We start from the raw sequence: 24,954 nt of genomic DNA on the forward strand, positions 1-24,954 counted from the left end.
CAGGCAAGGATTTTTCATCATTTTTGCAAACAGCTACTAGCTGATTTACAAAGTCTTTTGTTCATCACGAACAACTAAAATATCCACCTTGGCATGACGCATGATATACTCAGAAGAAGAACCAATTAAAAGACGTTCAAAATTATTAAGACCGGTCGCTCCTAAAAGAATCAAGTCAGTCTTTTCACGTTTAGGAATATCAATGGCTAAAAGACGTTTAGGGTTGCCGAATTCGATTACTTTACGGACTTCTTTGACGCCGGCTTCCTTGGCAGTTTTTTCGTAGCCGCCTAAAAGAGCATCAGCTTCTTTTTCAAGGTTTTCGTAGGTGAAGGTATCAACGGCAGCGATGTTCTGGATAGCCCGAGTATCAATAACATGGGCTAAGACAAGTTCGGCATCATTGCGCTTAGCAACAGCAATCCCTTTTTTAAAAGCCAATTCGGCCTGGTCAGAACCATCGACAGCAACGAGGATATGTTTATAAGCTTGAATCATAGGATTGTTCCCCCTATTCTTGTTTTCGTAAGTTTATTATACCTCTTTTTCAAACTTTATGAAAGCGATTGCTAGAATTTTCGGAAATTTCTTCCAATCCTCTCAGCTATCTTTTTTAGCGAAAGCTCTTAAAATTGTTTCCAATTTTTTATTAATTCAGCTATAATAAAGCGACAGAGGTTACAAGTAATGAAGCAATTTAATAAGTCATCCAAACTCGAACATGTGGCTTACGACATTCGTGGGCCGGTCCTTGATGAAGCTAATCGTATGTTGGCTAATGGTGAGAAAATTCTCCGCCTCAACACAGGGAATCCTGCAGCTTTTGGATTCACAGCTCCTGACGAAGTTATCCGAGACTTGATTTTAAATGTCAGAGAGAGTGAGGGGTATTCAGATTCTAAAGGAATTTTTTCTGCCCGCAAGGCTATTATGCAGTATTGTCAGACCAAGGGCTTCCCACCGGTTGATATTGATGATATTTATATCGGTAACGGGGTTTCTGAGCTGATCTCTATGTCCCTGCAAGCTCTGCTAAATGATGGGGATGAGGTTTTGGTTCCTATGCCCGACTATCCTCTTTGGACGGCTTGTGTCAGTCTAGCGGGAGGTAAGGCTGTCCACTATCTCTGTGATGAGCAGGCTGAATGGTATCCGGATCTCGATGATATCAAGTCCAAAATTAGCTCAAATACCAAGGCGATCGTGGTCATTAATCCCAATAATCCAACAGGTGCCCTTTATCCTAAGGATATTTTGGAAGACATTGTTGAGCTTGCTCGGCAGAATGATTTGATTATCTTTGCGGATGAGATCTATGATCGTTTGGTAATGGATGGGGCACAGCATATAGCCATCGCCAGTCTGGCTCCTGATGTTTTCTGTGTGTCTATGAATGGTCTCTCCAAGTCCCATCGTATCTGTGGTTTTCGGGTTGGATGGATGGTTTTGTCCGGACCTAAGGAGTCTGTCAAGGGGTATATTGAAGGACTTAATATGCTGTCTAACATGCGACTCTGCTCCAATGTTTTGGCTCAGCATGTTGTTCAGACTTCCTTGGGCGGCTACCAATCTGGTGATGAATTGTTAGTCCCAGGCGGTCGAATTTATGAGCAGAGAGAGTTTATCACTAAGGCTATCAATGATATTCCTGGCTTAACAGCCGTCAAACCTAAGGCTGGCCTCTACATCTTTCCTAAGATTGACCCGAATATGTATAGGGTCGATGATGATGAAGAATTTGTTTTGCGCTTGCTTAAGCAAGAGAAGGTCATGCTAGTTCCTGGTAAAGGGTTCAATTGGAACAAGCCTGATCACTTCCGCATTGTTTATCTGCCCCGAGTATCTGAACTGGCAGAGGTTCAAGAAAAGATCACTCGGGTCTTGGCTCAGTATAAACGTTAAAGTTATAAAGTCTATTATTGGAGAAACTTCCCTAGAATTGGGAGGTTTCTTTTTTCTGGCGTTTGCCAAGCATTGCAAAGATTTTCTTCGTAAAAAAGCGATAGCAGCTTGATTTTGAGCAAGATACCAGCGGGGCTATTATGTAAAAAGGGAAAAAGATCCATTAAAATCCGAACATTTTTATTAAAATTGTAAATTATTGACTATAATTTTGGAACTATAAGAAATTTTCTGATAATTGATTGCGATTTCAAAAAGACTCTGATATAATGAGGTGAAATCATAAAGAGGGAAAAGAGAAATGCCTAGCTTATTAGAAAAAACAAGAAAAATCACATCCATCTTGCAACGCTCGGTTGACAGTTTGCAAGAGGATTTACCTTACAATATTATGGCCTTGCAGTTGGCTGATATTATTGATTGTAATGTCTGTATCGTTGATGGTGGGGGAACGCTTCTTGGCTATGCCATGAATTATAAAACCAACACCGACCGTGTTGAGGAGATTTTTGACGCTCAGCAGTTCCCTGATGACTATATGCGGGGGATTAGTCGGGTTTACGATACCGAAGCCAATATCCCTGTCTCCAGCGAGTTAACCATCTTTCCAGTAGAGTCCCGAGATATCTATCCGAGAGGTCTGACCACTTTAGCACCGATCTATGGTGGTGGCATGCGGCTGGGATCTTTAATTATCTGGCGCAATGATGATGAATTTACCGATGATGACTTGATTTTGGTTGAAATTGCAGCGACCGTTGTTGGGATTCAATTGCTCAATCTGCAAACAGAAAATTTGGAAGAAACCATCCGCAAGCAAACAGCTGTTAATATGGCCATCAATACCCTGTCTTATTCGGAAATGAAAGCTGTAGCTGCCATTCTTAATGAATTAGGAGGTCTTGAGGGGCGTTTGACTGCTTCTGTGATTGCTGATCGGATTGGAATTACTCGTTCGGTTATCGTCAATGCTTTGCGAAAGTTGGAAAGTGCCGGTATTATCGAAAGTCGTTCTTTGGGAATGAAGGGAACCTACCTTAAGGTTATTAACGAAGGTATCTTTGATAAGATTAAAGATTTTGAGTAGTAGAAAAATCCTGTCCCTATGGCAGGATTTTTTAGTATAATGAAGAAAATATCTATGTCTAAAATGGAGGATAAAAATGACTAAAGCGCTGATTTCGATTGATTATACCTATGATTTTGTGGCGGATGATGGCAAACTGACAGCAGGTCAGCCTGCTCAGGCCATTGAAACAGCCATTGCTGCTAAAACCCAGACAGCCTATGAAGCTGGTGATTATATTTTCTTTGCCATTGATGGCCATGATGAAGGAGATACTTTTCATCCCGAAACCAAACTCTTTCCACCCCACAATATCAAGGGGACCAGCGGACGCAACCTCTATGGTCAGCTGGCTGATGTTTATGAAGCTATCAAGGATGACAGTCGGGTTTTCTGGCTGGATAAGCGCCACTATTCAGCCTTTGCGGGAACGGATTTGGATATTCGGCTGCGGGAAAGGTGGGTGACAACTTTAGTCTTAACTGGTGTTCTCACTGATATCTGCGTCCTTCATACAGCTATTGATGCTTATAATCTGGGTTATGATATTGAGATTCCTGCTTCCTGCGTGGCAAGCCTGACTCAAGAAAATCATCAATTTGCCCTTGATCATTTCAAGAATGTCTTAGGGGCGACTGTTACAGAATGAAAATCGAATCGCTATTTAAGCGATGACTAGGGGCGCAATTTTCGGTAAGCTTTACCTACTGAGTGCCATAATTTCAAACTTTGGGTAATACTCCCCCTTCTTTAAGTAGACACAAAAATAACCAACTGGATCTCAGACGGAAAAATTTCCTGATGTCCAGTTGGTCGCTTGAGTATGTGTCTGACTTAACTTAATGACAGTGGATTTATACGCAATCTTCAGAGATTCCCATATTTATGGGTGAAGGCAAAGCCATCATAGATGTTTGTTCTGGACTGGGGTGTCTTCCTGAACCTTATAAAAGGAGTGGCGGCAAAAGATGAAGAGGACTACAAGAGATATCAGCCAGATAGTTATTAAGATAGGGTTAATCGCTGAGGCAGGGAATGAGACTAGAAGACTTTTGAGCAGAATACTGAATACTATTAGAAAGAGCAATAGGAGCAGTAAGGAAAGTTTGTTGCTTACCTTTACCACAGATTCTCTATCTTCTCGAATATTTATAGTCAGTACTGGACTGGTAAATCCTAAGATATCTTTGACATAAACAGTGTGTTCGCTCGCTGGGATAGAGCATTCCCTCGGCTTGATAATTGTCAGTTGGCCAATATTCTTATTGTCAAGTATGAGAAAGAGCGGACTTCGGACGTTGAAAAGACTGATGTTTCGATGGATAGATAGCCTTGCCATAATGCGACCTCCATATTTTTGATTATTTTTGATAAAATCCTCGGACAACTAGAATCATATCCGCAACCTCTTGGGGAGATTCTTGAGCACCTGTTAGCATCCAATGAGCATAGATGCTTTCAATGCTGGCAACATAGGTTGTCAGCCTATAATCTTGGGGGAGGGGTAGATCTGGGTTGACCGCATCATAGAAGAGGGCAGGATCGTTCTCGACCAGCTCAGTAATAAACTGGCGTGTTTTTTGTGAAAAATTTATCGGTGCTATATCAATGATGAGCTTGATAAATTCTTGCTGGCTTTGTAGGTAATTGAGACTGTGAATGAGTTTTTCTTTAATACTGGCAGGATCATCGCTCAATTCTTTGCGGAGATGGTCAGTGATTTCGTGCATAAGCTTTTCAATCAAGTCATATTTATCTTGATAATGAAGGTAAAAAGTGCTGCGGTTGATGTGGGCTTTTTCAGTGATTTGACGGATAGTGATATCTCCAAATGCTTTCTTTTCTAGCAGCAGCTCGGTAATAGCTGCTTTTATTTTGGCCTTACTTTGTGTGTGACGTTTTTGAGTCATAGGATATCCTCTCTTTAAATAGACAAAAGTCTATATAATGCTGCTTGTTTTTCACTTTAGTCTATTATATACTAAAGGAAAGATTAAAGCAACAAGTGTCTAAATAAGGAGATGGTTAGATGAGTTATGTTGAAATGAAACATTCCTATAAGCGTTATCAGATGGGAGAAAGAGAAGTTATCGCCAATAATGATATCAGCTTTGGGATTGATGAAGGAGAGCTGGTTATTATCTTGGGAGCTTCTGGTGCCGGCAAATCAACGATTCTTAATATTCTTGGTGGTATGGATACGAATGATGATGGGGAAGTTTGGATTGATGGTAATAATATTGCCGCTTACAGTCCCAAAGAGTTAACGGCTTATCGCCGCAATGATGTTGGCTTTGTCTTTCAATTTTATAACTTGGTTCCCAACTTGACAGCCAAAGAAAATGTGGAACTGGCTTCAGAAATAGTGTCTGATGCTAAAGATGCTGCTGAAACCCTAGAGGAAGTTGGGCTTGGAAATCGGTTAGACCACTTTCCTGCCCAGCTGTCTGGGGGAGAGCAACAGCGAGTATCTATTGCCCGTGCTCTTGCTAAAAACCCTAAGTTACTTTTATGTGACGAACCTACAGGAGCTCTGGACTATCAAACAGGTAAGCAGATCCTAAAACTCTTACAGAATATGTCTCGTCAAAGAGGGGCCACTGTTATAATTGTCACGCATAACTCGTCCTTGGCGCCAATTGCTGACAGAGTGATCTATCTGCATGATGCCAAGGTTAGTAAGATTACCTGCAATGATCAGCCTTTAGATATTGATAGTCTTGAGTATTAAAGGGGTGATTTTATGAGAAAAAAGGTTTACTGGGAAACGATCTGGAAGGCCTTGTTGGGATCAAAAGGCCGCTTTCTTTCTATTATGCTTTTGATGTTTTTAGGATCGTTTACCTTTATCGGTTTAAAAGCAACAAGACCCAATATGCAAGGGCGAGCTGATGAGTATCTGCAAGCCCATCAAACAGCAGATTTATTTGTAACAGCCAGCCATGGTTTTAGTCAGGCTGATCAGGAAGAGTTAGAGCATGTTGATGGTGCTAAGGTAGAGTTTGGGAAAGTAACAGATGTGACGATTGAGGATACCGACAATGCTGTGAGGGTGTTTTCCAAAAGTCAGACCATCTCGACTTACCAGTTAGAATCAGGCAATTTACCCAAGAAACAGAATGAGATTGCTCTGGCTGCTCCTTTGAAAAAGAAATATCAACTGGGTGATAAATTATCCTTTCAGCTTTCTGAGAAGTCTAATTTGGTAGAAAAAGATTTCAAAATAGTCGGTTTCATCAAGTCATCTGAAATTTGGTCTAACTTAAATTTAGGATCATCGACAGCAGGAGATGGTAATCTGACAAGTTATGGTGTTGTGAATTCCTCAGCCTTTGCGAATAGCACCAATACTTTGGCTAGAATTCGCTATGACCGACTGAAAAAGCTTAATCCTTTTTCCGATGGTTACACTAAAAAAGTGAATAGTTATCAAGACGCGTTAGATACAGTGTTAGAGGATAATGGCCAAAAGCGTCTGGCAGACTTGAAAAAGGCACCGCAGAAAAAAGTTGACCAAAGTAAAATAGCCTTGGCTGACGCAAAAAAGAAGCTGCAAGAAAGTACAGCTGCTCTAGCATCAGCACCTCCTTATCAGCAAGAGTTGGCTCAGCAGTCTATTAGTCAAGCGCGCCAATCAATCGCTCAAAAGGAGCAGCAGATTCAAAAAGCTCAGGCTCAAATTGATGCCATGCCAAAACCAATCTATAATACTTATACACGTTCGACCATGCTGGGCGGAGAAGGTTATACGGTCTATTCTGCCAATGCAGACAGTATGGGCAATCTCGGCAATATTTTTCCTATTGTACTCTATGGTGTTGCTGCCTTGGTTACCTTTACGACGATGACTCGATTTGTTGATGAGGAAAGAAACAAATCGGGTTTACTGATAGCTCTGGGCTATACGAAACAGGATGTTATCCGGATATTTCTTATTTATGGTTTTGTAGCTAGCATGCTGGGCAGCCTCTTAGGTATTATCGGAGGCCATTATTTACTTTCAAGAATTGTGCTACAGATTTTTTCAGGGAATATGGTCTTGGGCAGTCCCCATTTATCCTTTTACTGGTCTTATACCTTAATCGCTGTTTTGTTAGGATTGGCGAGTGCTGTTTTACCGGCTTATCTTATTGCCAGTAAGGAGTTGGGTGAAAAACCGGCTCAGTTGCTGCTGCCTAAGCCGCCTGTGAGAGGGTCGAAGATCTTTTTAGAGCGGATAGGGTTTATGTGGCGGCGTTTGAGTTTTACTCATAAAGTGACCGTCCGTAATATTTTTCGCTATAAGCAGCGGATGCTGATGACGATTTTGGGGGTGGCTGGTTCAGTTGCACTTCTTTTTGCAGGATTAGGAATCCAATCCTCTTTGGGAAAGGTGATTAGGGAACAGTTTACGCAGTTGACCCCTTATCATCTGGTAGCTATGAAAAAGGAAGGTGTCAAAGATAATGATAGCTTAACGAACTTTTTAAGGTCAAAGGACGTTGCGCGTTATCAGAGTATTTATTACACTAACTTGACTGAAGAGGTCCCTCAGTTAAAAGACCGGCAGAGTATTGCTGTTATGGCAACGGATGGCGACAACTTTGACGACTTTGTTCGCTTAAAGGATGCCCGTACTAATCAGGACTTAAAACTGCCTAAGCACGGTGTCGTTATCTCTGAAAAATTAGCCCGCTTTTATAAGGTCGATGAGGGTAAGAGTTTTTATCTTAAGGACAGTGATGGTAAGAAGCGCCGTATCAAGGTTGCTGCCATTGCCAAGATGAATGTCGGCCACTATTTATTTATGACTCGGTCAGTCTATCAAGATATTTTTGGTCAGAAGCCCGATGATAATGCTTATTTTATCAACCTAAAGGATGATTCTTCTTCTCATATTAAGGATATATCAACGAAATTACTGGCTATGAACGAGGTTGCATCGGTGACTCAAAATACATCTCGGATGAAGATGATTAAAACAATTGTTACCTCTTTGAATGCAGCCATGATTGTTCTGGTTGTCAATACAGTTCTTTTGGCCCTTGTTATTCTTTATAACTTGACTAATGTCAATATTGTTGAACGTATTAGAGAGTTATCCACGGTAAAGGTTCTTGGTTTTTACGATAGTGAGGTTACCTTGTATATTTACCGTGAAACGATTGTTCTTTCAATGGTAGGAAATGTTTTGGGACTCTTAGCTGGTCATTATTTGCATCAAGTAATCATGGAGATGATTGGTTCTGATAATGTATTATTTGGGACAAATGTTGATATTCAGGTTTATGTGATCCCAATTGTTTTTATTTGTCTTATTCTTGTAGGATTAGGGGTATTTGTTCACTATCGACTCAAATATCTTGATATGCTGGAAGCTTTACAGGCAGCAGAGTGATAAATTTCCAGCAGAAGTGTTGGTGATATCATCCTCTCTGCAGGTTAAAAGAGGTTGGGAACGTTCCCAACCTCTTTATGATGTGCAAGATCCATTTACAAGAAGAAAGCTAGTATATGCAAGATCCAAAGATGGACAGGGTAAAAGATGTAGAAAAACCATCTGTGGATAGGCTTAGTGCTGCCTTTTTGCCCGTTATAGAAAAATAGGAAGGGAAGGAAGAGGAAGCTCATAGCATCGCTGTTGTAACAAAACATCTCAAACCAGACGCCCAGACTTGGGTAATGACTGATATTAAGGTCTGGTCCCATTATGATAAAGAGCAAGACGCTCCATAATCCAAAGACGAGCAGCTGCCTTTTAGGACTGCCGTAGAATCCCCAAAAAATCAGCATAAGAAAGAGAATTGGGACACCGCCTTCCAGTGTCAGGCTGAGGTGCTGGCCAAGAGGCAGACCGATAAGCGATAGGAAAAGTCCCATGATGAAAATCACTGTTCCCAAGATAAGATTAAGGCTGCGCTGATTGGTGGAGTCTTTAGCTTTTTGCCAAAAATAGATCATGCTGTAACCTAAAGCGAGGGTTAAAAAAATATTATCTACGATCTGGTGCTTAGATCCTAGGAGCAGCAAAGATAGGAAGTCACCCAGCTGCATGAGAATGGCAGCCACCCACAATCGAAGCAAATGTTTTTGCCGATTTCTGGTATGAAAGAAACCTTCCAGTGTTAAATAAGCAAAGACAGGAGCAACAAATCGTGTCATGAGATGCAGCCAGCTTGGCAAGCCAGGGAAGGCAAAAAATGCAGAATCCATTACCATAAAAGTCAGGGCGATGTATTTAAGCTGATTAGTATTCCATCCTTTTAGTGTTTTCATGGCATCTTCCTCCTTAATATCAGTGTACCAAAATAATGAAGCCCTGCCCTTACAATTTTGAAAGAATGTTTTTATCTTTAAAAGTGTGATATAATTTTGAAGACTATGTAATGCTTATAGGAGAAAAATGGATGAAAATTTCTGAAGAAGAAGTTCGCCATGTAGCGGCTTTGTCAAAGTTGTCCTTCTCAGATGAAGAAACGGCTGAATTTGCGACTACCTTGACCAAAATTGTCGACATGGTTGAGCTGTTGAATGAAGTTGATACGACTGGTGTGCCTATTACAACAACCATGGCTGACCGCAAGACAGTTATTCGCCCTGATGTGGCTGAAGAAGGAACTGATCGCGATCAGCTCTTTAAAAATGTACCGGAGTCGAAAGATTATTATATCAAGGTACCGGCGATCTTAGATGACGGAGGAGATGCCTGATGTCTTTTAATCATAAAACAATTGAAGAATTACACGACCTTCTGGTCAAAAAAGAAATTTCTGCGACTGAACTGACTGAGGCGACACTCGAGGATATCAAGGCGCGTGAGACGGCTGTTGGTTCTTTTATCACGGTAGCGGAAGAGGCGGCTTTGGAGCAGGCTCAGACTATAGATGAAGAAGGAATTGATGCGGATAATGTCCTGTCAGGAATTCCTTTAGCGGTTAAGGATAATATTTCGACTAAGGGGATTTTAACAACTGCTGCATCGAAAATTCTCTACAATTATGAACCCATCTTTGATGCGACAGCTGTTCAAAATGCCTATGGAAAAGGTATGATCGTCGTTGGTAAGACCAACATGGACGAGTTTGCCATGGGCGGCTCAACCGAAACTTCCTACTTCAAGAAGACTAAAAATGCTTGGGATCAAAGCAAGGTCCCCGGTGGTTCATCAGGTGGTTCAGCGACAGCAGTAGCTTCTGGTCAGGTTCGTCTGTCACTGGGATCTGATACGGGTGGTTCCATCCGTCAACCGGCAGCTTTTAATGGTGTTGTCGGTCTTAAGCCAACTTATGGTACGGTGTCCCGTTTTGGCCTGATTGCTTTTGGCAGCTCGCTGGATCAGATTGGTCCATTTTCGCAGACTGTTAAAGAAAATGCCCAACTGCTAAATGCTATTGCCAGCGAGGACAAGAAGGATTCCACCTCTGCTCCTGTTCGGATTGCTGATTATACCAGTAAGATTGGGCAAGACATCAAAGGGATGAAAATTGCCCTGCCTAAGGAATACTTGGGCGAAGGCATTGATCCACAAATTAAAGAAAATATTCTAGCAGCGGCTAAGCAGTTTGAAAACTTGGGAGCCATTGTTGAAGAAGTTAGTCTGCCCCATTCCAAGTATGGTGTGGCGGTTTATTACATCATTGCTTCTTCAGAAGCTTCCTCCAACCTGCAACGCTTCGATGGGATTCGCTATGGTTTCCGAGCAGAAGGTGCCGAATCTCTAGAGGATATCTATGTCAAGACTCGCAGCCAAGGTTTTGGTGATGAAGTTAAACGCCGTATCATGCTGGGGACCTTCAGTCTGTCGTCTGGTTACTATGATGCCTACTTTAAAAAGGCTGGTCAGGTACGTAGCTTGATTATTCAAGATTTTGAAAAGGTCTTTGTCAATTATGACCTTATCCTTGGTCCTACAGCACCGCAGGTAGCTTTTGGCCTGGATACACTCAATCATGACCCTGTTGCCATGTATCTAGCTGACCTTTTGACCATTCCGGTCAATCTAGCTGGGCTGCCAGGAATTTCGATCCCGTCAGGCTTTGTGGAAGGGTTGCCAGTTGGATTGCAATTAATTGGTCCTAAATATGGTGAGGAAACTATCTATCAAGCAGCCTCTGCTTTTGAAGCAGTGACTGACTACCATAAGCAGCAGCCAGCAATTTTTGGAGGTGAGAACTAATGAACTTTGAAACCATTATTGGGCTGGAAGTCCATGTGGAATTAAATACCAATTCAAAAATTTTCTCACCATCATCGGCTCATTTTGGTGAGAATCCCAATGCCAACACTAATATCATCGATTGGTCCTTCCCGGGTGTTTTGCCGGTTATGAATAAGGGTGTTATTGATGCAGGCATAAAAGCTGCTTTGGCGCTCAATATGGATATTCATCAGACCATGCACTTTGACCGCAAGAACTATTTCTATCCAGATAATCCTAAAGCCTATCAAATTTCACAATTTGATGAACCAATCGGTTATGATGGCTGGCTGGAAGCGCAGCTGGATGATGGTTCAACAAAGAAAATTCGTATTGAACGGGCGCATTTGGAAGAAGATGCTGGTAAGAATACCCACGCTGATGATGGTTATTCCTACGTTGACCTCAATCGTCAGGGTGTGCCTTTGATTGAAATCGTTTCTGAGGCTGATATGCGCTCTCCTGAAGAGGCTTATGCTTATTTGACAGCTTTAAAGGAGATTATCCAATACACCGGTATTTCTGATGTCAAAATGGAAGAAGGCTCCATGCGGGTCGATGCCAATATTTCCTTGCGTCCCTATGGTCAAAAGGAATTTGGTACTAAGACCGAACTCAAGAATCTCAATTCCTTCAGCAATGTTCGCAAGGGCTTGGAATATGAAGTAGAGCGTCAAGCTAAAATCCTGCGTTCCGGTGGTGTGATTCGTCAGGAAACCCGCCGTTACGATGAAGCTGGAAAACAAACAATTCTTATGCGGGTTAAAGAGGGTTCGGCCGATTACCGTTATTTCCCAGAGCCCGATCTGCCAATCTTTGAGATTTCTGATGATTGGATCGAGGACATGCGGAGTAGCCTGCCTGAATTTGCCAAAGACCGCCGAGCTCGTTATGTGAATGAATTGGGTCTGACGGACTATGATGCTAGTCAATTGACAGCGACTAAAGCGACATCAGACTTCTTTGAAAAAGCTGTTGGCCTAGGCGGCGATGCCAAGCAGGTTTCCAATTGGCTCCAAGGTGAAGTGGCCCAATTTCTTAATAGCGAAGCTAAAACCATTGAACACATTAATCTGACACCAGAAAATCTGGTAGAAATGCTGGGCTTGATCGAAGATAGCACCATTTCATCTAAGATTGCTAAAAAGGTCTTTGTCCATCTGGCTAAAAATGGCGGTTCTGCGCGTGACTATGTGGAAAAGGCTGGTTTGGTACAGATCTCCGATCCAGATGTCTTGATCCCGATTATCCACCAAGTCTTTGCGGATAATGAAGCAGCTGTCGCTGACTTCAAATCAGGTAAACGCAATGCCGACAAGGCCTTTACTGGTTTCCTCATGAAGGCAACCAAAGGCCAAGCTAACCCGCAGGTGGCTCAAAAACTGCTCAAGGAAGAGTTGGCAAAACTATTAGATTGATATAAACCTAAACCCTAAGAGAGAGTGGGACTTAATCAGTAAATCGTGATAAAATCACGATTTTGATTTTCCTCGCTCTCCCTTTTTGATATAACTAATAACTATGTTTTTCTATATAAAATATATATTTTACACTTATAGCACCCTCTGATACAATGAACCTATAACAATCAAGAGGTAGAATACATGACAAAAAAATATTTTGAACACGTAGGTAGCTTTTTACGGCCAGCAGAATTGAAGGAAGCACGTGCAGCTTTTGAAGCTGGTAAGATTTCGAAAGCAGACTTGACTGCAGTTGAAGACCGGCTGATTACAGACTTGGTCGATAAGCAGGTTGCTGCTGGTCTTGAAAAAATAACTGATGGTGAGTTTCGTAGGGCTAACTGGCATGTGGATTTTTTCTGGGGCTTTGATGGCATTAAGCGCTATCAGTATGGGGAAGGTTTGGCCTTTCAAGAGGTAGAAACTAACGATGATTCGGCTATCGTTACTGGTAAAATTGGTTTTACCAAGGAACATCATCCCTTCATCAAGCACTATCAGTTTTTGAAGAAACTGGCTGATGAGCGTGGCGTGGAGGCTAAAATCAGCATTCCCGCACCAGCTCAGTGCTTGGTTGAATTGCAACGCGGCACTAATATCCAAAAGGCCTTAGCGGTCTATCCTAATCAGCAAGACTTGATTGACGATTTGGCTGCAGCCTATCACGATGCTATCCTTGCTTTTTACGAAGAAGGTGCTCGTACGGTTCAGCTGGATGATTGTACCTGGGGTATTATCATGGATGATGAGTTTTATAAGACCGTAACAGGTGGTCAGATTGATAAGGATGCCATTCGTGAAGGGTTGCTTTATATCAATAATAAGGCCTTGGAAAATCTTCCAGAAGACCTCCAAATTAATACCCATGTCTGCCGTGGAAATTACCAGTCAACCTATGCGACAACAGGACCTTACACAGCAGTGGCTGAGACACTCTTTGGTCGCGAACGGGCGACAGCTTACTTCCTTGAATACGATAATGAGCGGTCTGGTGGATTTGAACCTTTGGCAGAATTTAAGAATCCTGATAAGGTAGCTGTTCTTGGCTTGATTACGACAAAGGAAGGAAAACTAGAGGATAAAGAGGCTGTTATCAAGCGTATCCGTCAAGCTCAGGAGATTTTGCCCCTGGAACAACTCTGGCTAGCAACTCAATGTGGCTTTGCTTCAACTCAAGAAGGCAATCTCATCACAGAAGAAGATCAGTGGAACAAGCTGGCTCTTGTTAAAGAGATTATTGATGAGGTTTGGGGCTAAGCGCATCTCGCTCAACGACTACTAGCAAGTCATTCTTAGGAATGGCTTTTTTTTACGGCTTCAGCCATCTTTAGGTGTTGGCTAGCTTTATAGCTTATGCTCTGATTCCACATCACTAATTAGGAGTCTCAGGATGTCAATTGAGCTGGTGCCGTGAAAATTATCGGCTAGTTTTAGCTTGAGCGATTGGCTGATAAAAGTTCACGAACTTTACCACGTTTTGCGGGTTAATCTTGGTCAGCAGTCTGCTGAAAGATGGGTAAGAGAACTCGAAGATATTTTCACAAAATGCGGATGACTGGAACCTTTGCTATTTAGATCAAGTCCCGCTATAATACTAGAAAAGGGAGGTTCTTATGCTCAAGATTGGTTCAGTATTGTTCAGGACTAAATGGGATGAACTTAGAAAAGATAAAGATGCTAGTAAGGCACTGCGCTTCCTTCTGGAAAGACTGGATCTGCCTAGGGATCTATCAGGAGATTTGACAGAGAATCAAGCCTTGGTCGCCAGGTTTTCAGAGGACTTAGCTCCTCACGATAAATTTTGGGCTGATCTGGCCAAACAGGTTCGTCTAGCAATGAAGGGGCAGGATTTTCAAGAGCAGACTCTCTTTAATCGTCAGCTTCATCAACTTCGATACATCATTTCAAGTCAGCAGGCTCAGTATGTCCGTCGATTTTATAGAAAATCAAGCATGACAGATCAGGAAGCCTTGATTGCTTATCTGCGGGATAACTATTTGCGCCCTAGTCTTTGGGATCATGCCCGCTTGCATAATAAACGGTGCTTGAAGGCAGGTGATTTTCTCTTTCCAGATGGTCAAGAATCTTATAATATAAAGGTTTTACTCCAGTTCCGGACAGAATTTATTATTGACAGTCACGGGAATTTTCTCAATGAAGTTGATGCTGAAAGAATGACTGCCAATGGGATTATTAATGGGGCTAGTTTTAATTATGGCAACACAACTAAAAGTCATTTCCGTCTTGATGTTTATCCTGTTGGTCCGCACGATCCTGCATTTCGCCGTCAAGCAACCAAGGGCTATCGCTCCCCTAATCGAACGGGTAGAGTCCGACTGGCTCGATTTTGGAAGGAAAGAAAAACAGCTGACTTTGACCGCAGCTTTTATAATAAGAGAGGCGGTTATGCCAAAGAAGGGCAAGCCTTGATCAGTTTGGTTAAAAAGCAGAAGAAGAGCTTCAAAAGAGCCCTGAAGGCCAGAAACTAGCCGAGTAGGTTAGCAAGAAACCTAGTATTTACAATAAGAGAGGCCAGATTAGGCCTCTCTTATTGTTATTGTCTAAAGGAATAGAATTTATAAAATAGCATCAAAAGATTCTGGCAAAATCTGTCCGCAATCTTTGTCCGATAATGTAGTAGTGAGCTTCTTTTGATGCAAGGAAGGCGTCAGCTGTGCTAATATCCCCAGGAGCTCCCAATGTGTGTATCGGTATAGTTTTTTTTCATTTCATTTAAATAGGATTGACCTTGGGCAATCAGGCCTTCAGTTAGAACATTGCCCGGTTGAACGGTATTGATAGTGATACCGTTCTTTGTGTATTCTAAGGCAGCACTGCGCATAAAGCCCAATTGACTAACCGATTTTAGTGCTTAGTCAAAAACTCCACTTCTTTGTAACGTTATTGACATATTATATATATATATAATAGTTTTGTAAAATTAAAAAATGGAGGAAAAGAGATGAAACCTGTTAAAGAAGATGAGAAGAAAGTTTTGGGGATCATTGCTTTAATCTTTGGTGGTATCGCCTTGGTGACTTCATGGATACCCTTTGTCAATAACGCCTCCGCCGTTCTAGCGATTATTGCCTTTGTTTTGGGAATGATTGCTTTGTTCATTAACCTGAAAAAGAAAAAATTGCTAGCTCTAATTTCAATTATGATTGCCATCATTTCTTTTATCGTTGTTCTGGTGACACAGGCGAGTTATGGGGCTGTACTGGATAATGCTTTGGGGAAAAATGATAAACCAACAAGGCAAAGCGAAAAAAGAGGTTCAAGTATTTCCAAATCGTCAGAAAGTCAAAAGACTTATAAGGTTGGCGACAAAATCACTTTTAAAGGGGAAGTTGAGTACACCATTACGTCAGTTGAATGGACGGATGAGCGAAATGAGTTTGAAGATACGCAGCCTAAAAAGGTATTGAAGGTTACTTATGATGTTAAAAATTTATCAGACGATGACTATGTTATTGGAGATGATTTAGAGCTTTATGCAAACGGAGCTAAAATGGAATCTTATGCTAATGACAATACTTTCGAAACTATTTCCGCTGGTCGCGATTATAAAGGGGCAACTCAACATTTTGCTGTTAACAGTGATGAAGATTTAGAACTAGAAATTAAACCGTATTTTTCGTTCAAAGGGGAACCAGCAGTTGTTCCGCTGGAATCAGAGTGATTAATTGATAATTTCGCAGAGTTGGAAGTAGGTGTCATTCGTGAAATATTTATCTGTTATATTAGTTATCCTCGGAGTATGTTTAGCCTTTTTAAATCTTTGGTTAGGAATAATTGTAATAATTTTAGGATACCTTGTGAAAGGGAATTAACCATGATTAAAAAGACTTTAACCTATTTCGTTTGGATTGTGTGTATTGGGCTTGTAGTAATTTTTATTATGGGATCTGGCTTCTTAAATAGTTTTTTTGAGCAAAAGCCAACTACAACTGTAAGTGCTAGGATTACTTCCTTAGAAAAAGTTAATCAAATTACGTTCCTTAATGTTGGTATCCAAAAAGTCATTACTTCGAAAGAAACGACGAAAGTCCTTTTTACAGATTTAGATCTGCCATTTTCCGAAAAGGAAGCTATTATCATCCTTAATTATAAGGCAAAGTTTGGTATTAAAAAACCTGTAAAAGTGCAGAAATTGGGAGAATCAAGCTATAAAGTTATCGTTCCAAAATTTGAGGTTATAGGTTTTGAATTAGCTAAAGACAATCCTTACCAATTGTATGATACTTCTGGTGGCTTCTTAAGTGGAGCAACTGATGATGTCGATACTGGAAAGCTTGTTGCAGGTGGTCTAGCTGATAAGGAACAAGAGGGTTATCTAAAGGAGTACAAGGAAATGATCAAAGATTCTGCTAAAGAATACTATCGGCAACTTCTAACTTCTATTGATAAGGATGCAAAAGTAGAATGTGAGTTTCAGGATTGATTGGTAGGTCAGTACTTGTAGCACTTGATAATCTTTGTCGTTTTTGCTAAATCATATTAATAATCTCACAGAGGCTGGGCGAAAACTCGTCCAGCCTTCTTGTTTCGGAATGAACTCTTACCCCTGTACGTTCATTAGAGAGTGGGACAAACAGCCATGATGGCTTCGTTCTCACCCACAAAACATTGTAATCTTTGAAGATTACGTATAAGAAGTCGATTTTTTATATAAATTGACTTCGTTGTCCCACCTCCAACCAACCACTGCGTCAAACTGTTATTACTGCAAAAAATAGAAGGCTGGAATACTTTTTCCCCAGCTTCACTGAACCACTGCTAGCTGGACAAGATCAAATTGGAAAAACTAAACAAATGTGATAACCAGCGTTTATCTTATTTCCAACCTTAAAAGGTCCCTTGGATCTTTTAAGCTGTGCGGGGGTAGGGAAAGGACAGTTTCAGGTCACCCCCTTAAATCAGGACGTGGTGAGAGCTGAAATTTTCAATTTTAGGGCTCGTTCTCACTCTTTTTGCTTTTCTAAATGAATGAGGACAGTGATTGCCTCAAGAATGTTGACGCTTACATTTTTTGTGCTAGAATATAGGTGTGTAGATAGATGACATGCCATGGAGTTACTGATGCAAGTCAGTACAGACAATGGGAAGTTTGGAATATACCACTGTAGTCTCTCAGACTGCTTGTCTCATTATACTTCTGGCGATGGTTGGCTTCAGAAAGTGAAGCTTTTGGACTTTCCATTCTAGTGTCAGCACTTGTAAAATTTTTTAGTAAAGGGGAAAGGATATGAGTAAGAAGAAGTTAATATTAGGTTTTCTAGCTTTAAGTTTTTTGATCGTTGGTTGTTCAGGCTTGAAAGGAGATTCAGGTGTGGCTATTGATAAAGTAAATCTTGGTATTAAAGGATATGAATTTGGTCCGGCTGTCCGTCAGTTGGTTATTGACCTGGATAGTGCTGTCACCAATGTTTCGTCAAAAGACTTAAGCGTCACTACGGCTGGTGTTAAGCAAAAAGTAGAAACAGTTTTTCTCTCTGATGCTGAGGGCAATCGGACGTCTAAAAAATCCAGCCATCATGTGACGATTCAGCTTCCTGTTTCTTTTGATACTAAGAAAAGTGCAGCGGTTGCCAGTCCTTTCAGCTTTGATTTGGATGATTTCCATAACCATTGGGTGACGGCTTATACGGTATCTATTAAGGGACTTAAAGTCTCAAAGAGTGGGAAGACAACGAGTCTAAACTATAAGGAAAACGTTATTGGCAATCGGATCTTAACTCAGGCAGATAGCTTTAATAAACGTGATGACTTTACAGGCAATTATAGCAATCCAATCACTCAGGTTAAGGAAAACCTTACCCTGCGTTATGCGGCCTATGAGCCAGATTCCTTAGCTGGCGGTAAGAAAAATCCTCTGCTTATTTGGCTTCATGGACAAGGTGAAGGCGGCGATGACCTGAATATTACGCTTCTAGGCAATGAAGCCGTTGCCTTGGCACAAAAGACTATTCAAAATCACTTTACAACTGGGAAGACCAAAGGAGCTTATGTCTTGGCGGTGGAATGCCCGACCTATTGGATGGATGAAGGAGATGGCAGCAATGGTTCTGGTTCAGGAAATTCTCGTTATACTGAGGTTTTGATGGCAGCGATTAAAAAATATGTGGCTAGTAACCCAGATATTGATACCGATCGTATTTATTTGAGTGGGGGCTCTAATGGCGGCTATATGACACTCAACATGGCTATTCATTATCCTGATTACTTTGCAGCCCTTGTTCCTCAATCAGCAGCCTATTCTTATTACAATTATGAACGTAATAATGATGGAACCTATAAAATGGTGGCCAGCAAGGACAGTCTGTCAGGCTATGCAGCCGTGAGGACGGATGAGGTTTACTTTGATACTGAAAAAGTAGCCGCCTTGAAGGATATACCAATATGGTTTATCCACGCAGAAAATGATAAGGTTGTTAATCCAGAACTTTATGCTCTGCCTGTTTACAAAGCCTTGGTGGATAGCGGTGCCAAAAATAAATGGTTCTCTTTCTTTAAGTCTGTTGAAGGTTCTGATATGAAAGGAATCCACTATAATGGCCATTGGTCTTGGACTTATTACTTTAACGATAAGGTCAAAGGTGTTCAGGATGTCCAAAAAATCAGTAGTCATGATGACTTAACGGGTTTCCAAGCTGACAACCAATCAGCCGGCGGTACTGCTCAGGCTGAGGTTGATGGTAAAGCTTACGATAATCTCTTTGACTGGCTGAATGATCAGCACCGGTAAAGTTTTTTTCTGTGTGATAGGACATTTGGATTTTTGAGTATCATTTTCAGATGTAAACAAGCCTTAGTACTACTGGGGCTTTTTACATACTCATTCGTGGACAGAGATGTTTTTGTATATGGCATCATAATTTGAGAGGCCATAGTCCTATTATCGTAAAGGTAGGATAGTAAAGAATGCTACTAAGGATAAATTTTTTTCTCCCCTCAAAAGAGCTCTAAATTATGCTATAATAGGGCGTACTATCATATTTTGGAGAAAGCTGTGAGTATTGAAGATTACATACCCACCTTTGCGGTGGAAGCTGTTTATGATTTGAAGCCTGCAAGCTTGCGTAAGCATGGCATTGCGGCGGTGCTGGTGGATTTGGATAATACCTTGATTGCTTGGAATAATCCTGATGGCACACCAGAGCTGCGGGAGTGGCTGGATGATATGACAGAGGCTGGTATCCCAGTGGTCGTCGTCTCCAATAATAAATTTGAACGTGTGAAACGTGCGGTTGAACCTTTCCATGTGGATTTTGTCAGCCGTGCCATGAAACCCTTCACTCGTGGTATTAACAAGGCGATTGAGCGCTATAGCTTTGATCGCAATGAAGTTGTCATGGTTGGTGACCAGCTTATGACGGATATTAGGGCCTGTCACCGAGCAGGTATCCGTTCTATCTTGGTCAAACCGTTGGTGAGGTCGGATGCCTGGAATACCAAGTTTAATCGTGCTAGGGAGCGGCGGGTTATGCGCAAGATTACTGAGAAATACGGTGAAATTACTTACAAAAAGGAAATTTAATGGAAGAATTATATTGTATTGGCTGTGGCGCTAGGATTCAAAGTGAGAATAAGGATGCTGCTGGTTATACGCCCCGCTCCAGTATTGAGAAGGCAGCAGAAGGCGATGGTGAACTATACTGTCAGCGTTGTTTTCGTCTGCGCCACTACAATGATATCGTTGATGTCCATATTAGCGATGACGAATTTTTGACCTTGCTTCATGAAGTTGGGGATAGTCAGGCTTTAGTCGTCAATGTTGTAGATATTTTTGATTTTAATGGCTCTGTTATTCCAGGTCTCAGCCGCTTTGTATCTGGGAATGATGTTCTCCTAGTAGGGAACAAAAAAGATATTCTGCCCAAGTCTGTTAAGGATGGCAAGGTCACCCAGTGGCTGCGTGAACGCGCGCACGAAGAAGGCTTGCGACCAGTAGATGTTGTTTTGGCCAGTGCTCAAAATCATCATGCCATCAAGACTTTGATTGAGCGGATCGAGGAGCTTCGTGCTGGCCGTGATGTTTATGTGGTCGGAGTGACCAATGTTGGGAAATCAACGCTGATTAATGCTATCATTAAGGAAATCACTGGAGACAAGGATGTTATCACGACCTCACGTTTTCCAGGGACAACACTCGATAAGATTGAGATTCCACTGGATGATGGTTCTTATATCTTTGATACACCGGGGATTATTCATCGCCACCAGATGGCCCACTACCTGTCTGCCAAGGACCTCAAGTATGTCAGTCCTAAAAAGGAGATTAAACCCAAGACTTATCAGCTCAATTCTGAACAGACCCTATTTTTAGGGGGGCTGGCACGCTTTGATTTTATTCAGGGAGATAAGCAGGGCTTTACGGCCTACTTTGACAATAATCTCAAGCTCCACCGGACTAAACTTGAGGGAGCTGATGAATTTTACGACAAGCATACGGGCAGTCTTTTGACACCACCATCTGCTAAGGACAAGGATAATTTTCCTAGACTGGTTCGTCACGAATTTACCATTAAAGATAAGGCTGATTTGGTCTTTTCTGGTCTTGGTTGGATACGCATTGCTGCCAAGCCTGACAAACCTGTCCTTGTTGCTGGCTGGGCTCCTGAAGGTGTTGGAGTGCTGGTTCGCAAGGCTTTGATTTAAAAAAGAAGGAAATTATTATGTTAACATCAAAACAACGTGCCTATCTCAATAGTCAGGCTCATGCGATGAAGCCGATCGTTCAAATCGGTAAGAACGGCCTCAACGACCAAATCAAGACCAGTGTTCGCAATGCCTTAGATGCGCGTGAGCTCATCAAGGTCAAGCTGTTGCAAAATACTGATGAGACGATTCATGAGGTAGCTGAAATTTTAGAGGATGAAATTGGAGCCCAGTCGGTTGCCAAAACTGGCCGCATCCTTACTCTTTATAAGCAATCTGCCAAAAAGGAAAATCGAAAACTATCTCAGAAAGTCAAGGAAATTTAGCGTTTAGTGTCTTATAGTTTTGTGAAAGTATAAGCCTTGTTAATAGTCTTGAAAAGTAGTCTTATCGCTTTCAACCAGCCGTTTTGTCGGCTTTTTCTTTTGCCCTATTTATGCTATAATGAAAGCTAAAAGAGTTGATACGTAAAGCATGAGGAGAAGTCTATGGCACTTGATTTAGTAACGCCATTTACTAAGGTGGAATTGGAGACAGCTGTTGAGAAAACTGGTCGTAAGCAGGTTGGAATTTTAGGCGGCAATTTTAACCCTGTTCATAATGCTCATCTGCTTGTCGCTGATCAGGTTCGTCAGCAGCTGTGTCTAGATGAAGTTTTTCTGATGCCGGAATTCATTCCTCCTCACGTTGATAAAAAGGAGACCATTGCTGAGCAGCACCGTCTCAATATGCTCATGTTGGCTATCAATGGTATCGAAGGTTTGGATATCGAGACGATTGAGCTGGAGCGTCAAGGCATTAGCTACACCTATGATACGATGAAGTATCTGACGGAGAAGAATCCCGATACGGATTATTACTTTATCATCGGGGCGGATATGGTGGAATATCTTCCTAAATGGCACCGCATTGACGATCTGGTTGAGCTGGTGCAGTTTGTTGGGGTGCAGCGTCCCAAGTATAAAGTCGGGACGTCTTATCCGGTTATCTGGGTTGATGTGCCCCTAATGGATATTTCCTCAACTAATGTTCGGGAGTTGATTAAGACTGGCCATACCCCCAACTTTATGGTACCTCAGTCAGTCTTAGCCTATATCAAGAAAGCGGGGCTCTATCGCTGATGTATCAAGATTATATTGGTTTTGGCTATGATCGAGATGGGCTTTTGTCTCTTATGGCATCAAGACTCAGTCAGAAGCGTTTTCAACATTGTCTAGGTGTGGAAAAATCAGCTATGACATTAGCTAGGCAAAATGGTTATGAACCTGAAAAAGCAGGTTTAGCAGGGCTTTTGCATGACTATGCCAAGGAACTCTCTGATGAGGAGTTTCTGGCTCTGATTGACAAGTATGGGCTGGATCCAGACTTGAAAAACTGGGGCAATAATATTTGGCATGGCAAGGTCGGTATTTATAAGATTCAGGAAGATCTAGGGGTAACAGATTCTGAAATCCTAGCTGCTATTGAAGATCATACGACAGGAAGCAAGGATATGAGTGTCTTAGCTAAGATTGTCTATGTAGCTGACTATATCGAAGACAATCGTCATTTTCCAGGCGTTGAAGAAGCGCGTCAACTGGCCGAAGTATCTTTGGATAAGGCTGTTGCCTATGAAACAGCCCATACCATTGAGCATTTGGCTCACCAAGCTGTGCCCATCTATCCGCAGACCATTGAGACCTATAATGCTTATGTCAGTTATTTGAAGGAGACCTAGATGGTGACAGCTTTATTGGTTGTAGATGTGCAGAATGGATTAATGGCGGAGCAGCCTTATCAGGTGTCGCTTTTCTTAGAAACTGTGGCGCAAACCATAAAACAAGCACGTACACGTCAGACTGAGGTAATTTATGTCCGCCATCATGATGATGACTTGCCAATGGGCAGCAGGGAGTGGAAGATACATGACTCAGTAGCGCCTCAAGCAAATGAATTGGTTATTGATAAAGCCTATAATTCGGCTTTTAAAGAAACAGGTTTGCGAGCTTATTTAGCAAGCAAGGGTGTGGAGCGGTTGATTATTGTAGGGATGGCAACTGATTACTGCATCGATACGACGGTCAAGGTGGCTTTTGAGATGGGTTATGAAGTTGCTGTGGTGGAACATGGTACGACGACCTTTGGGACATCAGATATCCCAGCAAATATCTTGATTGACTACTATGAGACGATTTGGCATGACCGCTTTGCTCAGGTTTTGCCTCTGGAGAGACTATTTAATTAAAGGAAATAAAGATTAATGACTAAAGACGAACTTTTAGAATTGGTTGTTAAAGCTGCTGATGAAAAGCGGGCTGAAGATATTGTTGTGCTTGATCTAGCTGGTTTAAGCAGTTTGACAGATTATTTCGCCATCATGAGTGCTATGAACAGCCGTCAGTTAGAAGCTATTTCGGATAATATCCGTGAAAAGGTCAAGGAAGCTGGTGGTGATGCTAGCCACATTGAAGGGGATAGCAAAACCGGTTGGGTTCTCCTTGATCTCAATGACGTGGTCGTCCATATCTTTACCGAAGAAGCGCGCGACCACTATAATCTGGAAAAACTCTGGCACGAAGCACCGATGGTGGATGTGACGGCCTATCTTGGATAACAATGAGCAGTCGCTGAGACTGCTTTTTTAGAATAGGGATAAGAGATATGACAACTTATGAAACTTTTGCGAGAGTCTATGACAGTATCATGGAGGATTCACTTTATGATCAATGGACGGACTTTTCGCTGCGCCATTTTCCAAAAACAAAAAATGCCAAACTCCTAGAATTGGCTTGTGGGACGGGGATTCAGTCCATTCGTTTTAAACAGGCAGGATTCGATGTGACAGGGCTGGACTTGAGTGACGAGATGCTGAACTTAGCCCGTAAACGTGCCCAGTCTGCCCATCTTGACATTCCCTTTATTCAGGGGAATATGCTGGATTTATCGCCTGTCGGAATCTTTGATATGGTGACTTGCTATTCGGACTCTATCTGCTACATGGAAGATGAGGTAGATGTGGGTGATGTCTTTGCGCAGATTTACGCTCATCTCAATGACGGTGGTGTTTTTATCTTTGATGTGCATTCTACCTATCAGACAGATGAAGTTTTTCCAGGCTACGCTTACCATGAAAATGCGGAAGACTTTGCTATGGTTTGGGACAGCTACGAAGATGAAGCGCCACATTCAGTGGTGCATGAGCTGACTTTCTTCATCCAAGATGAGGATGGTCGATTTACCCGCTTTGACGAAGTTCACGAAGAGCGCACCTACGAGCTTCTCACCTACGATGTCTTATTGGAACAAGCTGGTTTTAAAACGGTCAAGGTCTATGCGGACTTTGAAGACAAAGAGCCGACAGCAACCAGCAAAAGATGGTTCTTTTTGTGTGAGAAGTAGGGAGGAACAGTTATGAAGGATTTAGCTTTTGTCATAGGCTTGGCGTTAGCGGGCATTGATCCTGTTGGCATGATATTGCTGATGACCATGCAGGCAGTAGGTTTACCTCTTAAAAAAGTCTATCTTTTTGGTGGCTTAATCCTGTTTGGAACAGCTTTGCTAGGTTTCAGTTTATCACTCATATTGGGTAATGGGATATCTAATCTAGCACAAGCCCTTGGTCAACTTCCTGATAGAGTATGGGTTTGGATTTATTTGGTACTTATTGCTGTTTTAATAGCTTGGGGTATCAAACGTCTGCTGGCAAT

The 24,954-nt window shown here is 41.8% G+C and carries 24 protein-coding genes and 2 pseudogenes; 22 read left to right on the forward strand and 4 right to left on the reverse strand.

Going from position 1 to position 24,954, the window contains the following annotated elements:
* Positions 1–45: 45 nt before the first annotated feature.
* Entirely contained in the window at positions 46–495 is a 450-nt protein-coding gene (locus tag G7Y32_RS00065; protein WP_172459641.1) for a universal stress protein, read from the reverse strand.
* A gap of 192 nt (positions 496–687) precedes the next feature.
* Here G7Y32_RS00065 and G7Y32_RS00070 point away from each other — a divergent pair, with 192 nt between their 5' ends.
* From G7Y32_RS00070 to G7Y32_RS00080, 3 genes are all read left to right on the forward strand, one after another.
* Complete coding sequence (locus tag G7Y32_RS00070) at positions 688–1,902, forward strand: pyridoxal phosphate-dependent aminotransferase (protein WP_004228433.1); 1,215 nt, start codon at positions 688–690, stop codon at positions 1,900–1,902.
* A 301-nt stretch (positions 1,903–2,203) separates the two neighbouring features.
* Entirely contained in the window at positions 2,204–2,989 is a 786-nt protein-coding gene (gene codY / locus G7Y32_RS00075; RefSeq protein ID WP_004226020.1) for a GTP-sensing pleiotropic transcriptional regulator CodY, read from the forward strand.
* A gap of 76 nt (positions 2,990–3,065) precedes the next feature.
* Positions 3,066–3,617, forward strand: a complete 552-nt coding sequence (locus G7Y32_RS00080) for a cysteine hydrolase family protein (protein ID WP_165208924.1) — start codon at positions 3,066–3,068, stop codon at positions 3,615–3,617.
* Between the two features lie 712 nt (positions 3,618–4,329).
* Here G7Y32_RS00080 and G7Y32_RS00085 read toward each other — a convergent pair.
* A complete protein-coding gene (locus tag G7Y32_RS00085) occupies positions 4,330–4,878 on the reverse strand; it encodes a TetR/AcrR family transcriptional regulator (RefSeq protein WP_165208928.1) in 549 nt (182 codons plus the stop codon).
* Positions 4,879–4,997: 119 nt separating this feature from the next.
* On the opposite strand from G7Y32_RS00085, the gene G7Y32_RS00090 reads away from it, so the two are divergent.
* Together G7Y32_RS00090 and G7Y32_RS00095 are read left to right on the forward strand one after the other, a co-directional pair.
* A complete protein-coding gene (locus tag G7Y32_RS00090) occupies positions 4,998–5,699 on the forward strand; it encodes an ABC transporter ATP-binding protein (RefSeq protein ID WP_165208931.1) in 702 nt (233 codons plus the stop codon).
* Positions 5,700–5,711: 12 nt separating this feature from the next.
* The gene (locus tag G7Y32_RS00095) at positions 5,712–8,345 is read left to right on the forward strand and encodes an ABC transporter permease (RefSeq protein WP_165208934.1); all 2,634 of its coding nucleotides are present in this window, start codon (positions 5,712–5,714) and stop codon (positions 8,343–8,345) included.
* 95 nt (positions 8,346–8,440) lie between these two features.
* Here G7Y32_RS00095 and G7Y32_RS00100 read toward each other — a convergent pair whose 3' ends face one another.
* Entirely contained in the window at positions 8,441–9,223 is a 783-nt protein-coding gene (locus tag G7Y32_RS00100) for a TraX family protein (RefSeq protein WP_165208937.1), read from the reverse strand.
* Between the two features lie 131 nt (positions 9,224–9,354).
* Here G7Y32_RS00100 and gatC point away from each other — a divergent pair, with 131 nt between their 5' ends.
* From gatC to G7Y32_RS00125, 5 genes are all read left to right on the forward strand, one after another.
* Positions 9,355–9,657: an Asp-tRNA(Asn)/Glu-tRNA(Gln) amidotransferase subunit GatC gene (gene gatC, locus G7Y32_RS00105; RefSeq protein WP_165208940.1), complete on the forward strand. Its 303-nt coding sequence runs from the start codon at positions 9,355–9,357 to the stop codon at positions 9,655–9,657.
* Positions 9,657–11,123: an Asp-tRNA(Asn)/Glu-tRNA(Gln) amidotransferase subunit GatA gene (gatA, locus tag G7Y32_RS00110; protein WP_165208943.1), complete on the forward strand. Its 1,467-nt coding sequence runs from the start codon at positions 9,657–9,659 to the stop codon at positions 11,121–11,123. The genes gatC and gatA overlap by 1 nt, the downstream gene beginning before the upstream one ends.
* Complete coding sequence (gene gatB / locus G7Y32_RS00115) at positions 11,123–12,562, forward strand: Asp-tRNA(Asn)/Glu-tRNA(Gln) amidotransferase subunit GatB (RefSeq protein ID WP_165208947.1); 1,440 nt, start codon at positions 11,123–11,125, stop codon at positions 12,560–12,562. The genes gatA and gatB overlap by 1 nt, the downstream gene beginning before the upstream one ends.
* Before the next feature lie 186 nt (positions 12,563–12,748).
* The gene (locus G7Y32_RS00120) at positions 12,749–13,864 is read left to right on the forward strand and encodes a 5-methyltetrahydropteroyltriglutamate--homocysteine S-methyltransferase (RefSeq protein WP_165208951.1); all 1,116 of its coding nucleotides are present in this window, start codon (positions 12,749–12,751) and stop codon (positions 13,862–13,864) included.
* A gap of 356 nt (positions 13,865–14,220) precedes the next feature.
* The gene (locus tag G7Y32_RS00125) at positions 14,221–15,096 is read left to right on the forward strand and encodes a DUF3114 domain-containing protein (protein WP_165208956.1); all 876 of its coding nucleotides are present in this window, start codon (positions 14,221–14,223) and stop codon (positions 15,094–15,096) included.
* A gap of 87 nt (positions 15,097–15,183) precedes the next feature.
* Here G7Y32_RS00125 and G7Y32_RS00130 read toward each other — a convergent pair.
* Positions 15,184–15,461: pseudogene (locus G7Y32_RS00130) on the reverse strand (SDR family oxidoreductase); the annotation flags it as partial.
* Between the two features lie 108 nt (positions 15,462–15,569).
* Between G7Y32_RS00130 and G7Y32_RS00135 the strand changes: the two are divergent.
* From G7Y32_RS00135 to G7Y32_RS10505, 12 genes and pseudogenes are all read left to right on the forward strand, one after another.
* The gene (locus G7Y32_RS00135; protein WP_165208960.1) at positions 15,570–16,289 is read left to right on the forward strand and encodes an immunity protein; all 720 of its coding nucleotides are present in this window, start codon (positions 15,570–15,572) and stop codon (positions 16,287–16,289) included.
* Positions 16,290–16,442: 153 nt separating this feature from the next.
* Positions 16,443–17,051, forward strand: coding sequence for a DUF4230 domain-containing protein (locus tag G7Y32_RS00140; protein ID WP_165208964.1), 609 nt, complete (start codon positions 16,443–16,445; stop codon positions 17,049–17,051).
* 804 nt (positions 17,052–17,855) lie between these two features.
* Positions 17,856–19,355, forward strand: coding sequence for a prolyl oligopeptidase family serine peptidase (locus G7Y32_RS00145; RefSeq protein ID WP_165208968.1), 1,500 nt, complete (start codon positions 17,856–17,858; stop codon positions 19,353–19,355).
* A 264-nt stretch (positions 19,356–19,619) separates the two neighbouring features.
* Positions 19,620–20,147 (forward strand): YqeG family HAD IIIA-type phosphatase, encoded by a 528-nt coding sequence (locus G7Y32_RS00150; protein ID WP_165208972.1) that lies wholly within the window; start codon positions 19,620–19,622, stop codon positions 20,145–20,147.
* Positions 20,147–21,268, forward strand: coding sequence for a ribosome biogenesis GTPase YqeH (gene yqeH, locus G7Y32_RS00155; protein WP_165208976.1), 1,122 nt, complete (start codon positions 20,147–20,149; stop codon positions 21,266–21,268). The genes G7Y32_RS00150 and yqeH overlap by 1 nt, the downstream gene beginning before the upstream one ends.
* A gap of 14 nt (positions 21,269–21,282) precedes the next feature.
* Positions 21,283–21,594, forward strand: coding sequence for a ribosome assembly RNA-binding protein YhbY (yhbY, locus tag G7Y32_RS00160; RefSeq protein WP_165209752.1), 312 nt, complete (start codon positions 21,283–21,285; stop codon positions 21,592–21,594).
* 162 nt (positions 21,595–21,756) lie between these two features.
* Entirely contained in the window at positions 21,757–22,389 is a 633-nt protein-coding gene (locus tag G7Y32_RS00165) for a nicotinate-nucleotide adenylyltransferase (protein WP_165208980.1), read from the forward strand.
* Entirely contained in the window at positions 22,389–22,985 is a 597-nt protein-coding gene (gene yqeK / locus G7Y32_RS00170; protein WP_206221336.1) for a bis(5'-nucleosyl)-tetraphosphatase (symmetrical) YqeK, read from the forward strand. The genes G7Y32_RS00165 and yqeK overlap by 1 nt, the downstream gene beginning before the upstream one ends.
* Positions 22,986–23,492: a cysteine hydrolase family protein gene (locus G7Y32_RS00175; RefSeq protein ID WP_165208984.1), complete on the forward strand. Its 507-nt coding sequence runs from the start codon at positions 22,986–22,988 to the stop codon at positions 23,490–23,492.
* Positions 23,493–23,507: 15 nt separating this feature from the next.
* The gene (rsfS, locus tag G7Y32_RS00180; protein ID WP_165208988.1) at positions 23,508–23,861 is read left to right on the forward strand and encodes a ribosome silencing factor; all 354 of its coding nucleotides are present in this window, start codon (positions 23,508–23,510) and stop codon (positions 23,859–23,861) included.
* Between the two features lie 47 nt (positions 23,862–23,908).
* A complete protein-coding gene (locus tag G7Y32_RS00185; protein ID WP_165208992.1) occupies positions 23,909–24,646 on the forward strand; it encodes a class I SAM-dependent DNA methyltransferase in 738 nt (245 codons plus the stop codon).
* 69 nt (positions 24,647–24,715) lie between these two features.
* Positions 24,716–24,925 (forward strand): annotated as a pseudogene (locus G7Y32_RS10505) (hypothetical protein); the annotation flags it as partial.
* Positions 24,926–24,954 lie beyond the last annotated feature (29 nt).

The sequence above is a fragment of the Streptococcus tangpeifui genome (genome assembly GCF_011038795.1).
GTDB classification, from domain to species: domain Bacteria; phylum Bacillota; class Bacilli; order Lactobacillales; family Streptococcaceae; genus Streptococcus; species Streptococcus tangpeifui.